Here is a 12,879-nt window from a genome sequence, read left to right on the forward strand (position 1 = left end):
GAGGAGCGCCTGCTTGCGGACGCCGCCATGCAGCGGCGCATTGGTGTGGCCGTGGCCGAGGCCGTGGTCGCCCTTAGCGCGCAGGAGGTGGCGGGATGACGCGGCAAGGCGCGCGGACGAACAGCCAAGGCCGTGTGCGGCGCGGTGTCGCCGTGCTTGCGGTGCTGTGCGCCGCACTGTGGTATACGCATGCGGCGTGGGCCGGGCCGGAGGCAGAAGCCCCGGCTGGTGTGGACGCGCTGGTTCTGGCCGGTTCGCAGGCGCTTTATGACGGCAATGTGCAGGAGGCGGAGCAGTATTTGCGCCGCGCAGTGGAGGCGGACCCGCACAGCGTGTTTGCCATGAACCAGCTTGGCGCGGCCCTCGCACGGCAAAAGCGCTTCACTGAGGCGGGGCGCATGTTTACCCGCGTGCTGGCGCTGGATGAAGGAAACCTGTTTGCGTTGATATGGCGGGGCGTTTTGGCCCTTGAGGCCGGGCGGCCCGGCGCGGCGCGGCGCGCGTTTGGCGCGGTGCTGGAGCGCGACGCCGCAAATCCGGACGCGCTGTATTTTCTGGGCGTGGTGCATGCCTCGGCGCGGGACCGGGACGGCGCGGTGCGTTATTTCACGCGGGCGGGGCAGGCGGCCATGCGTCTTGGCGGCGACCCGGAGGCGCAGTACCGCTTGGGGGTGGCCTACCGGGGGCTGGGCCTAGCCGCCAATGCGGAATTGGCGTTTGAACGCGCTCTGGCCCTTCGTCCGCGTTACGGCATGGCTCTTGTGGAGCTTGGCTGGGTGCGCCTGAACCGTGGCGACCGGGCCGGGGCCGAGGCCGCGTGGACGCGCGCCGCCGGCCTTGGCGGACGCGCCGCCGAGGAGGCGCGCACCAGCATGGCGGCAACGCTCACGCGAGACGCCATTGCCGCGCAGGAGGCGGGAAACACCGCTGAGGAGCGCAGATTGTGGGGCCGGGTGCTGGAATGGGACCCGGAGAATAGGGCGGCGCGGCACCACTTGCGCTGAACCCGGCCGCAAGGTATTTATTTTGTTGGAACCATGCGCCGCGCAGGAGAGGGTCCTACGGGGCGAACAGCAATCGAGGAGAGCATCGTATGAGACGGATGGCATGGGCCTTAACGATGGCGGCGCTGGTGGTATGTCTTGTGGCCTCTGTGGCGATGGCGCAGCAGACCACACAGACGACGCAGGGCGCGCCCTACGTGCAGGAAGCGGAAAAAGGCTCCGTGAATTGGCAGACCGGCCTCATCACGGCAAAGGGTATTGGCGCGCCGCCGGAGAGCGGGGCGAATCAGGCGCAGCTGCGCGGCATGGCGCTGCGCGCGGCAACGGTCATTGCGCGGCGCAATCTGCTGGAACTCCTCAAGGGAGTGCAGATTGACTCCACCACCACGGTGGAGAACTTCATGGTCGCCAGCGACGTTGTGGTGGCGCATTTGCGCGGCTATTTGCAGAATTCCCAAATTTTGGACACGGCCTATATGTCCGACGGCTCCGTGGAGGTGACCGTGGGGCTGCGGCTGCGCGGCGGTGTGGCAGACGTTATTCTGCCCAAGGCGTCGGAGTTCAACATTCAGCGTCCCGCGCCCGCCGTGGCTGAGCCGCAGGCGCCCGCAGAGGCGGCCCAAGCGGAGAATGCCACAGCCGAAGCCGACCCCATGGCCGAGGCCAAGGCCGCAGTGGACGCGCGCCCCGTCACCGGGCTGGTGGTGGATGCGCGCGGGCTGGGCCTGCGTCCGGCCATGAGCCCCCGCATTTTGGACGAGGACGGGCGCGAGGTGTACGGCACTGCCGCCGTCAAGCGCGGCTACGCCATCAAGCAGGGCATGGCCGGGTACGCCAAGGAGCCGGAAGGCGGCGCCGTGGCCCGCCGTGCGGGCGAGAATCCGCGCGTGGTGAAGGCGATTCGCGTGTCCGGCAAGGCCGGGACCGATGTGGTCATCGCCAATGCCGCGGCCGAGGATATCCGCGCCACCAACGGCAAGTGGAAGTACCTCGCCCAGTGCCACGTGGTGCTCGTTCTCGACTAAACCGCTACTGCTCACCGAGTATACCGGGGAATCATTATGACGAAATATCGACGCGTTTTGGCCTGTCTTCTGGCGGTGGCCGCCCTTGCGCTGGCCGGTTGCGGCGGCAAGGATGCGCGCACGCCCTCGGGCATGTGGGACAGCCCTTTGCACCATTTCAACAACGGCATTGAACTGCTGGACGAGGGCGACATCACCGGCGCCACCGTGCAGTTTGAGCTGGCGCTGCAGATTGACGATGAATATCCGCCCGCCCTTGCCGGGATGGGCTACCTTGCCGCGCTGTCCGGCGACGAGGACGCCGCCGAAGACTCCATCGACGACGCCTACGACGAAGTGGACGACGACATGCCCGTTGCGGTCCAGCTGTGGCCGTACATTCTGGACATCCGCTCCCGCGCCGCGCTCTACGCCGTAGGCCGGATGGACCGGGACGACTTTATCGAAGGCGTGGACGACGTGTTTGCCGACGCCTCGGAAATCGCCCCGGAGAATGCCGCCCTGTACTACTGGACGGGCGAGGCGTATGTGGACGCGCTGGAACTGCGCGCCGCCGAGGTGATGTTCCACCGCGTGCTGGAGATGAAGCACGGCTACGAGGAGCGCGCCCGCGCCCGTTGGGAAGTGGTGCAGGCGGCGAATCGCGCCGCGCCCGGTACCGTGGTGGGCAAGCGCATTGCCCTGCTGCGGACCATCACCCGCGCCGACCTTGCCGCGCTGCTGGTGGAGGAGCTTCGCGTGAAGCGGTTCTACTCCCGTACGCAGAGCGTTATGGACAAGTCCTTCCAGACGCCGGACCAAAGCCGCGCCGCCGTGGCCCTTGACGTTGAGGCCGCAGTGCGCGACATCGACGGCCACCCCCTGCGCGCGGACATCGAAAAGGTGCTCCATTACGGCGTGAAGGGGCTGGACCTGTATCCGGACCGCACCTTCCGCCCGCAGGCGACGGTGACCCGCGCGGAGGCGGCCATGGTGTTTGAGGACATCGTCGTACGCGCCACGGGCGACAAGGCCCTCGCCACCCGCTACATCGGGCAGGAGAGCCATTTCCCGGATGTGCGCGGCGACCATTCGGCCTTTAACGCCATTATGCTGTGCACCACGCGCGGCGTGATGCAGGCCGATATCCGCACCGGCGCGTTCCGTCCCCTTGGGCGGCTGTCCGGCGTGGAGGCCCTAGGCGCGGTGCAGCGCCTGCGGCACGAACTGCGGCTCTTTGAATAGCGCTTTAGAGGCCCCGCAGTGCGGGGCGAGTCTTTCACAAAAATCATACGGCGCGGCTACGGAACCTTCCGCTGCCGCGCCGCTTTTCATTCAACACGAAAGGGTGTAATCGACATCGGTCATGAAGTATCATCGCACTTTACTTGGAATCCTGTTGTGTGCGGCCCTGTTCGCGGCCGCTATGTGGAGTGGCCCCGCCATGGCTGGCGAGGTCAGCGTCGCGTGGCGGCCAGATGCGGAGGACGCCGTCATCACCAGCCGCTCCGGCGCGTTGCAGGCCGGGCTTGGCCGCGCCGTGGTGCAGGATGCCCTGTCGCTCCTGCCCGGCGAGCTGGACGAGGAGCGTGTGAATATGCTCCGTCAGCGGCTTTTGGATAAGGCATGGGACTACGTGCTCAGCTACTCCGAACGCGGCCTTGATGTCACCGAGGACGAGCAGGGCACCATGAAGACCCTGCGCCTTGATGTCACGGTCAACCGCCCCGCCCTGAAAAAGGAACTCAAGCGCCTTGGCGTGTTCTACACCGTCGCCACGCCGCAGGCCTTTGACATTCACCTGACGGATGGCGCATCCGATGCGTGGGACGACCTTGGCCGTTTGCAGCGCTTTACCGGCGTTCGCGTGCGCAGCGGGGCGTCTCCGCTTTTGCAAATCAGCCGCGACGCCGAAGGCGTCTGGACCGGCCGCCTGAGTCAGGACGACGACTTCTGGATTGAGGCCGACAAGGACCTGACCCTCATGTGGGACCGCCTGTGGGGCCATTTCTTTACCCGCCCCGGTGCCGACGCCGGGCTGGTCTCGTCCCTGACGCTCATCATTCAGGGCTGGTACGCTCCCGACGGCGCCAAGGCCTTTGATGCGGAGCTGCGCTCGTGGGACAAGGCGCTGGAATCCGCCGACCTCACCGAAGTGCATATGCTGCCAGACGGCATTGCCGCCACATGGCGCGTGGCTACACTCGACCGCGAGGCGCTGAAGGCACGTCTCGACGAATATCTCCCTCCCCGTGGGCTTTCCTATAGCTTTGACGCCTTGCCTTAATCTGATTCCCTGTATTATGAATGAGTTGTCGTATATGGGCGTCCGCGACGAAAGCGGGCGCCCGTATTCACCATTTCATAATCGGGGAAGGCTATGCCGTTTTACCAGAGCAACTGGACCATTCCCAATATACTCACCGTCCTGCGCATCCTGCTGACACCGGGATTCGTGATGGCCTTTTTGAACGGCCGTGTGGACGTGGCGTGCGCCTTTTTTACACTGGCGGGCGTGACGGACGCGGCGGACGGGCTGCTTGCGCGTGTGCTGCATCAGCGCACCCACCTTGGGGCCATGCTGGACCCCTTGGCGGACAAAGTGCTGCTGACGGCGGCATTTTTGTGCATGGGCGTTGCGGAGTGGGTGCCCTCGTGGCTGGTGGTGCTGGTTATCAGCCGCGACCTTATTATCGTGGGCGGACTGGCCCTGCTGACGTTTTGGGGTGTGGACATCCATGACGAGATTCGTCCGTCATTCATGAGCAAGCTCAACACCACCGGGCAGATTCTCATCACCTTTATGGTGCTGGTGCAGCATGCGGGCTGGTACGCCATGCCCCTGCCGATTCTGATTCTGACCTATGCTGTGGGGATTTTGACCGTGCTGACGGGTATAGATTACGTCCTGCGCGGCCTTTCCTTGTTCCCCGCCAATGGCGACGGCACAGAGTAGCGCGGCGCATTCGCGGCCGGGGAGGGCGACAGGGTGTTGAATCTGCGGCGTGGTGGAGCGCAAGGGCGAGGCTGGCAGTGTACGGCGGGACGGCTCGGGCGCGGTGCACGGAAGTGGCCGTACTCCGCGCCGGACGCGCTGGATGTGACGACGGAATGATTTTTTGCCCATCGAAGGGGCAGAGCCTGAGGCGCGGCGAACGATGCGCCATACTTGGGAGGCATGCCGGGGCAGAAATGCGCCGGACGCGGCGCGGCGGCGTGGGCAACTGCCCGGAGATATGCCTTGCGCCGGGCAGAGGCAGCGTGCGCGCGGAGGCTTTCGGCGGATTGTGGCCCGTCACAGCGCTCTGGACGGGAAAGAGCAGGCAGGATAAATAAAACCCGGACGGCGTGGAGTCGTCCGGGTTTTATTTATACGCGGAAAAAAGAGAGAAACGAAGACGACGACCTTAGGCCTTGTCCTTGTCTTCTTCCTTTTCCTCTTTTGGGGTTACGTCAATTTCGCTGGGTTCGGACGTGGCCTTCTTAAAGTTCTGAATGGCCTGACCAATACCACCGCCGATTTCCGGCAGTTTCTTGGCGCCGAAGATTACCAGCACGATTACGAGAATAATCAGGAGTTCCCAAATTCCTAATCCGCCGATCATGTGATGCCTCCGTGTGAGTATTGTCAGTGGCTATACACGCGCGGAAAACCAAGGTCAAGACGGGGGAGCCTCGCCCGGCTTTGGAATTTGCTTGATATTTCGCAGGATACCTGAAAGATTTTGAGGGACGCCAGCAATGGCTGGCGCGATTTTGCGATATTTTTGGCGAGAGGGGAGTGCAGCGTGGGAGATGATACCAAGGTCCGCAGATTGCCCGGAGACAAGTGTGTCTTCTTCCGTCTTGGGTGCTGCATGTATAAAGAGGTGTTGAATCCCGGCTACCACGATGAATTCCGGTGCAAGGCGCTTGTCGACCTTGAGGCCGAATACGATACGTTCCTTGATAGGGCCGAGGCCTTTCATCTGGATGAGGAAATGGCCTCGCGCATTTGGCATTCGCGCCTGACGCGCTACGCGCAGGGCGGGTGCGAGTGTCCGGACTTTCGCCCCGGCGAGGCCGACAGCGTGCCGGGATGCGCCTTTGCCTTGGGATTTCTGTGCCTGAAGGCCCTGCCGAAGTGTGGGGGCCAGTGTACGTACTTTCGCCTGCCGCCCAATGCCGCCCGAGATACCGCCCCCCATGACGACGAATCATGACCCGCAAGAGAGAGCACGAATGGAATTGACCCGCGATATTCTCTTTTTCCCGGAAATGCATGCCCCGGAAGGCGCGCAGTATCCCGCCACCATCAAGTTTTTTGATCCCGGCTTGGCCGACCCCGCAGACGGACGCTACCTCATGCCGCAGGGCCTGCCCCTGTCCCGGCAGGACGCCATGGGCTGGCTGGGGCAGACCACAGGCTACGCCGAACTGTTTCAAAAGCCCGGCGACCTGCGCGCCCACAGCGCCACACACGAGGATTTCTTCACCGGTTCGACCATGGACATCGCCAGCGAGCTGATGGCCATGGAGGCTCCCCGCGCGGAAAAGGCCGAGGCAGACGATGCGGCGGCTTCCGGCGCGGCCAAGGCGCAGGGCGTTTTGCTCCTTGCATGGCTGCGCGAGCAGCGCTACCGCGAGCTGTCGTCCCTTGATGCCGGTCTGGACAAGGTTTGGGAGATGTTCGACGAAACCGTTGGGCTGGACCCGGACGACCGCGACGAGATCGATCACCTTGATGCCGACGTGTTCGCCCCGCTTGGCGAGGTGGCTCCCTACGCCGAAAACGGTGTGTGGAAGCCCGTGCTGGAGGCTATGCTCCGCCTTTTGCCCGAACAGACGGTGCTTTTCGTCCGCGAACAGGCCGTCATTGACGAATGGGTGGACGCGGGGCTGACCTTTACCGACCCGACGCCGGAACTGGCCGAAGCCGTGCAGGATGTACCCCTTGCTGAGGGCGAGCGACTGGCTCTGCTGGTTGCGCCCGGCTATCAGCTGTCCCTGCGCGCCAAGCTCCCCGAGGGCAGTGCGTGGCTTGCGGGCGACCGGACCATGCTTGTGGTCCTGCGCGGGTAGTTTTCTCCACATCTGACAGAGCTCTGGCGGGCGGCGCACTTGCTGCCGCCACGGCACAACGTCGCGCCCCAGCGCGCGACAAGACGGACAAGGACGATTGTTCATGTTTATCTGCAATGATTTTTGTGGGCTGGACTTTTTGCGTGGTCTCAAGGGCGTCGTCTTTGATTGCGACGGCGTCATGTTTGACACGCGGGCCCTCAATATGCGCTTCTACAACCTGATTCTCGACCGGATGGGACTGCCGCCCATGGACAAGGGGCAGGAGGACTACGTCCACGCCCACGCCGTTCGTGAATCCATCGCCCACATCGCCCCGGAAGGGCGGCTGGATGAGGCGCTGACCGTGTGGAAGGGCATCGACTATACCGAGCTTATTCCCAGCATGGTGCCGGAGGACGGCCTGTATGAACTCCTCGGTACGCTGCGCGCTGCCGGGCTGAAGATGGGCGTGTATACCAACAGAACCAACACCATGGAACTGGTGCTGGAAAAGTTTGGCATGACGCAGTTCTTTGACCCGGTGATGACGGCCCGTGTTGTTGCGCCCAAGCCGCATCCCGAGGGCATGCACCGCATTCTTGAGGCGTGGAACATTGCCCCGCATGAAATGGCGTACATTGGCGACACTGAGCTTGATGCACAAGTGGCTGGCGCTGTTGGCGTTCCCTTCTGGGCGTATGGTAACGAGTCGCTTCAGGCGCAGATGTATCTGCGCGATTTTTGGAGCCTGCGCCGCCGTATCGTGCATGCCGCACGCGAAGGCGGAGTGCTTGGTACGCGGTGCACCCGTCCGCACTGTGAGGCGTAGAAAAATAACCCTTGCTAGTTGAGGGTGGATGTGCCAACAATTCTTTAACCCGCAACTCCCCAGCATAGCTGAAATGCGGAAGGTTTTTTCGGAGGAAAGATGGGTCCGATAGTAAGCGGATTGATTTACATACTTCTCATGGTTCTGAACCTCTACAAGTGGATTGTCATCATTTCTGCACTCATCACGTGGGTGCGTCCCGATCCTTACAATCCTATTGTGCGTTTTCTGCGTTCCGCCACGGAGCCGGTGTTTTACCGCGTTCGCAAGTGGCTGCCGTTTGTCTTTGTTGGCGGTGTGGACCTTTCGCCGATTGTCGTGCTTTTTGCCATATTCTTCTTGGAGCACGTCGTCAGGGGCTATTTCCCCATGCTTATGATGTAGGCAAAGGAGTTCATGATGGCGGTTTCTAAAATCGATGTTCTCAACAAGACGTTTGGGCGTTCATTTCGTGGGTACACCTGCGCGGAGGTTGATGCCTTCCTGCAGGAGGTTGCGGACTCTCTGGGCGCACTGTCCGAGGCAAACAAGGCGCTGGACGCCCGTGTTGCCTCGCTGGAGCATGCGCTGGAGGAGCACAAGGGGCGCGAACAGACCCTGCGCGACACTCTGGTAACCACACAGCGCATGGTGGACGACATGAAAGCCACCGCGCAGAAGGAAGCCCAGCTTATCATCGACGCCGCCAACGCCAAGGGCGAAGTGCTCCTTAATCAGGCGCACAACCGCCTTGCGCAAATCCACGGCGACATCTCGGAACTGAAGAAACAGCGCACGCAGTTCGAAGTAAAGCTTCGGTCCATACTTGACGCGCACCTACGCATGTTGGAGCTCGACAAGGAGGAAGAAGAATCGCTCGACGCTGCTGAGCAGAAACTCAAGTTTATCAAAAAGGCGGGCGCTTAGTCCGCCTTTTTGCGTATCGGGGAACGGTTTGGAAGATTCGCTTCCGGTATATGTGCGTAAGGTCTCTGACGAAAGCTGGGCGCTGTCCATCTGGGTGCAGCCCGGGGCCAAAAAGAGCACCGTGGAGGGCATCCACGACGGTTGCCTCAAGGTCCGCCTGATGGCCCCAGCCGTCGAGAACAAGGCCAACAAAGCCCTCACGGCGTTCATCGCCGCCGAGCTTGGCGTAAAAAAGGGCCGCGTACACATTGAAAAAGGCGAAAAAAGCCGACGGAAGACAGTGATTGTTGAAGCAGGATCCGAACCCCCTTGGCCACAGTAGGCCTCGGAGGAGACGATAGGAACCATAAGTCAAAAGGAGTAGGCTCATGGAAAGGAAGGATCATGAATTGATCACGAGGCTTGCTGAAAACAATTCTGAAGTCAAGATTCTCTGGGAAGAGCATCAGCTTTATGAAAAGCAGCTCGAAAAGCTTGAGAAGAAAGCCTACCACTCACCCGAAGAAATGCGAGTTATAAAGGACCTGAAAAAGAAAAAGCTTGCTGGCAAGACCAAGTTGCAGAGCATCATAGACCGGGCCACAGCGGAGGGCTGATATGGAGCTGACCGGGGCGCAGATTCTGCTGGAGAGTATGAAACAGGAAAACGTGGAAAGCATTTTTGGCTTTCCCGGTGGGGCTGTCATCGACATTTACGATGAAATCCCTAACCATCCTGAAATCACGCACTATCTCGTCCGCCATGAGCAGGGCGCGATCCATGCCGCGGACGGCTACGCCCGTGCGACTGGCAAGGTCGGCGTGTGCCTCGTTACGTCCGGTCCCGGTGCCACCAACACCGTGACCGGCATCGCCAATGCCTATATGGACTCCATCCCCGTGGTTATCTTCACCGGGCAGGTTCCGTCCAACCTCATCGGTAACGACGCCTTTCAGGAAGTCGACATCGTGGGCATCACCCGCCCATGCACCAAGCATAACTACCTCGTCAAAGACGTCCGCGACCTTGCGCGCGTTATCAAAGAGGCCTTCTACCTCGCCCGTACCGGTCGTCCCGGTCCGGTGCTCGTCGACTTGCCCAAGGACGTGATGCAGGCCAAGACGGAATTCTCCTATCCCGAAACCTGCTGCATGCGGAGCTACAAGCCCACCGTCGAGCCAAACAGAAAACAGCTTGTGCGCGCCTTTGAGCTTGTGCGAGAGGCGCAGCGCCCGTTGTTGTACGTTGGCGGCGGTGTCATCAGCTCCAATGCGCACGAAGAGTTGACGTGGCTGGCGCGCAAAATGCGTATTCCGGTCACTACCACGCTGATGGGCCTTGGGGCGTTTCCCGGTGATGATGAGTTGTTCCTCGGCATGCTGGGCATGCACGGGACCTACGCCGCCAACCGTGCGGTGCAGGAATGCGACCTGCTCATCGCCGTGGGAGCGCGCTTTGATGACCGCGTAACAGGCAAGCTCTCCACATTCGCCTCGAATGCTAAGATTATCCATATCGACGTTGACCCAACGTCCATCCGCAAGAATGTGCTTGTGGATGTTCCCATCGTGGCCGACTGCGCCGCGACGCTGAATGCCCTGAAAAAAGAAGTTGAAGCCGGTATCATCGCCGAGGAGGTTCTGGAAGAGCACGGTCCATGGCTGGAGCGCGTCTCGGACTGGGCCAAACGGCATCCGCTGACCTACAACGGCAAGGATGGTGCAGACATCAAGCCGCAGCAGGTTGTGGAAACGCTGTATGACATTACCGGCGGCAACGCCATTGTCACCACAGAAGTGGGACAAAACCAGATGTGGGCGGCGCAGTTTTTCCGCTATCGCCGCCCGCGGACACTGCTCACATCCGGCGGCCTGGGCACTATGGGCTTCGGGTTTCCCGCAGCCATAGGCGCTCAGGTCGCCTTCCCCGGCGAACTCGTTCTCGATATTGCCGGTGACGGCTCCATCCAGATGAATATTCAAGAGATGGCAACCGCCGTCTGCTACGGACTGCCCATCAAGATCCTCATCCTGAACAATGGTTATCTGGGCATGGTGCGGCAGTGGCAGGAACTCTTCTACGCCAAGAATTACTGCTCCACCTGCATGGACTACGCCCCGGACTTTGTGCGCCTTGCCGAGTCCTACGGTGCGTCGGGCTACCGCATCACCAAGCCGGGCGAGCTGCGCCCCGTGCTTGAGGAAGCCCTCGCGCTGCCCAAGACCGTGGTTGTGGACATTGCCGTCTCCAAGGAGGAAAATGTGTATCCCATGGTTCCGGCGGGCGCATCGCTGAACGAAATGCTGTTGGTCTAGGGGGAACGGATGCGACACGTACTCAGTATTCTGGTGGAAAATGAACCCGGTGTGCTCTCCCGTGTGTCCGGGCTGTTCAGCGGCAGGGGCTTTAATATCGAGTCCCTCAACGTTGGCCCAACCCTCGAACCCGGCGTTTCACTCATGACCATTGCCACCGTTGGCGAAGACGCCATCATTGAGCAAATCATCAAGCAACTGCGCAAGCTGGTCACCGTTATTAAAGTGGTGGATATGTCGGAGCACACCGCCGTCGAACGCGAAATGATCCTCCTCAAGGTCAACGCCGCCGAGTCCAGCCGCGCGGAGATACTACGAATTACCGACATATTCCGCTGCAAGGTCGTAGACGTCAGCCCCGACGAAATGACCATTGAGGCCACCGGCACCACGGACAAGGTTCGCGCCATCCTGAATATGCTCCAGCGATTTGGGATTAAGGAAATTGCCCGCACAGGAACGGTTGCCATGCGGCGGAGCATGCAGTAACCTCCCCACTTGGGCTGGGAGGACCAGCCCAACGTCCTTTGATTTTACGGAATCAGTCGCCGGGGGGTGCCGGTGGCTGATTTCTCGTCTCCGAATAGGGGAACAAACGCAAAACGGAAAAAGAGGATACCAATGCAGATCTACTACGAGCAGGACGCAAACCTTGAGCTCCTGAAAGGCAAAACCATCGCCGTCATCGGCTATGGCAGCCAGGGCCACGCACACGCCCAGAACCTCCGCGACTCCGGCCTTGATGTCATCATCGGCCAGCGTCCCGGTGGCGCCAACTACGAGCTTGCCAAAGAACACGGCTTCGAGCCCATGTCCGCCGCTGACGCCGCGGCCAAGGCCGACGTCATCATGATTCTTCTGCCCGATCAGGTGCAGGCCAAGGTTTACCAGAACGACATTCTGCCGAATCTCAAGCCCGGCAACGTCCTGTTCTTCGCCCACGGTTTCAACATCCATTACGGCCAGATTGTTCCGCCCGCAGACGTGGACGTCGTCATGGTCGCCCCCAAGGGCCCCGGCCATCTCGTCCGCCGCGTCTACACCGAAGGCGGCGGTGTTCCTTGCCTTTACGCCGTGCATCAGGATGCCTCCGGCAAAGCCAAGGACATCGCCCTCGCGTACGCCAAGGGCGTCGGCGGCGCTCGCTCCGGCGTGATGGAAACTACCTTCAAGGAAGAGACCGAAACCGACCTCTTCGGTGAACAGGTCGTCCTTTGCGGCGGCCTGACCCAGCTCATTCAGAAGGGCTTCGAGACCCTCGTCGAGGCTGGCTATCAGCCCGAAGTTGCCTACTTCGAGTGCCTGCACGAAGTGAAGCTCATCGTCGACCTCATCTACGAGGGCGGCCTCGCCAACATGCGCCACTCCATTTCCGATACCGCCGAGTACGGCGACTTCACCCGCGGACCGCGCATCGTTACCGACGACACCAAAGTCGAGATGAAAAAGTGCCTCGCCGAAATTCAGGACGGCCGCTTCGCCAAGGAATTCATCCTTGAGAACCTCGCCGGGCAGGCGCAGATGCACGCCATGCGCAAGCAGACCGCTGACCACGACATTGAAAAAGTTGGCGCAAAACTGCGCGACATGATGTCCTGGCTCAAGAAATAGCGACGCGCTACGCAAGACGCCTCCCCGCATTGACTCCGACTGCACCAAGGCCGCGCTTCGCACGAAGCGCGGCCTTTTTTCCTTTTGCGAGGCGGGAGGTCCTTGTGGCGGCGGGCGGTGCTTGTGCGGGGCTTTTTTGCCTTCGGCGACTTAAGGGAATGATTCCCTTAAGAATCCCCATATGGTG

Annotated in this window: 16 protein-coding genes; 15 read left to right on the plus strand and 1 reads right to left on the minus strand. The window is 61.3% G+C overall.

The window, feature by feature from the left end:
* Positions 1-95: 95 nt before the first annotated feature.
* From ACY69P_RS07630 to ACY69P_RS07650, 5 genes are all read left to right on the plus strand, one after another.
* Positions 96-1,004, plus strand: a complete 909-nt coding sequence (locus tag ACY69P_RS07630; RefSeq protein WP_462327055.1) for a tetratricopeptide repeat protein — start codon at positions 96-98, stop codon at positions 1,002-1,004.
* 89 nt (positions 1,005-1,093) lie between these two features.
* Entirely contained in the window at positions 1,094-2,029 is a 936-nt protein-coding gene (locus ACY69P_RS07635) for a hypothetical protein (protein WP_462327056.1), read from the plus strand.
* Between the two features lie 36 nt (positions 2,030-2,065).
* Complete coding sequence (locus tag ACY69P_RS07640; protein ID WP_462327057.1) at positions 2,066-3,253, plus strand: S-layer homology domain-containing protein; 1,188 nt, start codon at positions 2,066-2,068, stop codon at positions 3,251-3,253.
* A 199-nt stretch (positions 3,254-3,452) separates the two neighbouring features.
* Positions 3,453-4,295: a hypothetical protein gene (locus ACY69P_RS07645; protein WP_462327058.1), complete on the plus strand. Its 843-nt coding sequence runs from the start codon at positions 3,453-3,455 to the stop codon at positions 4,293-4,295.
* Between the two features lie 93 nt (positions 4,296-4,388).
* Positions 4,389-4,964 (plus strand): CDP-alcohol phosphatidyltransferase family protein, encoded by a 576-nt coding sequence (locus tag ACY69P_RS07650; RefSeq protein WP_459901848.1) that lies wholly within the window; start codon positions 4,389-4,391, stop codon positions 4,962-4,964.
* A gap of 451 nt (positions 4,965-5,415) precedes the next feature.
* On the opposite strand, the gene tatA is transcribed toward ACY69P_RS07650, so the two are convergent.
* Positions 5,416-5,613, minus strand: a complete 198-nt coding sequence (gene tatA / locus ACY69P_RS07655; protein WP_404845535.1) for a twin-arginine translocase TatA/TatE family subunit — start codon at positions 5,611-5,613, stop codon at positions 5,416-5,418.
* A 183-nt stretch (positions 5,614-5,796) separates the two neighbouring features.
* Here tatA and ACY69P_RS07660 point away from each other — a divergent pair, with 183 nt between their 5' ends.
* The 10 genes from ACY69P_RS07660 (at position 5,797) to ilvC (ending at position 12,692) form a co-directional block, all read left to right on the plus strand.
* Entirely contained in the window at positions 5,797-6,210 is a 414-nt protein-coding gene (locus ACY69P_RS07660; protein WP_404845536.1) for a hypothetical protein, read from the plus strand.
* A 19-nt stretch (positions 6,211-6,229) separates the two neighbouring features.
* Complete coding sequence (locus tag ACY69P_RS07665; protein WP_462327059.1) at positions 6,230-7,069, plus strand: hypothetical protein; 840 nt, start codon at positions 6,230-6,232, stop codon at positions 7,067-7,069.
* A 103-nt stretch (positions 7,070-7,172) separates the two neighbouring features.
* A complete protein-coding gene (locus ACY69P_RS07670; protein ID WP_462327060.1) occupies positions 7,173-7,880 on the plus strand; it encodes an HAD family hydrolase in 708 nt (235 codons plus the stop codon).
* A 99-nt stretch (positions 7,881-7,979) separates the two neighbouring features.
* Positions 7,980-8,264, plus strand: coding sequence for a YggT family protein (locus tag ACY69P_RS07675; RefSeq protein ID WP_404845539.1), 285 nt, complete (start codon positions 7,980-7,982; stop codon positions 8,262-8,264).
* A 15-nt stretch (positions 8,265-8,279) separates the two neighbouring features.
* On the plus strand, positions 8,280-8,786 hold the full coding sequence (locus tag ACY69P_RS07680; RefSeq protein ID WP_404845590.1) for a DivIVA domain-containing protein: 507 nt from the start codon (positions 8,280-8,282) through the stop codon (positions 8,784-8,786).
* 28 nt (positions 8,787-8,814) lie between these two features.
* A complete protein-coding gene (locus ACY69P_RS07685) occupies positions 8,815-9,108 on the plus strand; it encodes a DUF167 domain-containing protein (RefSeq protein WP_462327061.1) in 294 nt (97 codons plus the stop codon).
* A 46-nt stretch (positions 9,109-9,154) separates the two neighbouring features.
* Positions 9,155-9,382 carry a DUF465 domain-containing protein gene (locus ACY69P_RS07690; RefSeq protein ID WP_459901844.1) on the plus strand — a complete coding sequence of 76 codons (228 nt, stop codon included), beginning with the start codon at positions 9,155-9,157 and terminating at the stop codon, positions 9,380-9,382.
* Between the two features lies 1 nt (position 9,383).
* Complete coding sequence (gene ilvB, locus ACY69P_RS07695) at positions 9,384-11,081, plus strand: biosynthetic-type acetolactate synthase large subunit (RefSeq protein ID WP_462327062.1); 1,698 nt, start codon at positions 9,384-9,386, stop codon at positions 11,079-11,081.
* A gap of 9 nt (positions 11,082-11,090) precedes the next feature.
* A complete protein-coding gene (gene ilvN / locus ACY69P_RS07700) occupies positions 11,091-11,570 on the plus strand; it encodes an acetolactate synthase small subunit (RefSeq protein ID WP_462327063.1) in 480 nt (159 codons plus the stop codon).
* A gap of 132 nt (positions 11,571-11,702) precedes the next feature.
* Positions 11,703-12,692 carry a ketol-acid reductoisomerase gene (ilvC, locus tag ACY69P_RS07705; protein ID WP_462327064.1) on the plus strand — a complete coding sequence of 330 codons (990 nt, stop codon included), beginning with the start codon at positions 11,703-11,705 and terminating at the stop codon, positions 12,690-12,692.
* Positions 12,693-12,879: the final 187 nt, after the last annotated feature.

It is taken from the genome of Desulfobaculum sp., assembly GCF_054921475.1.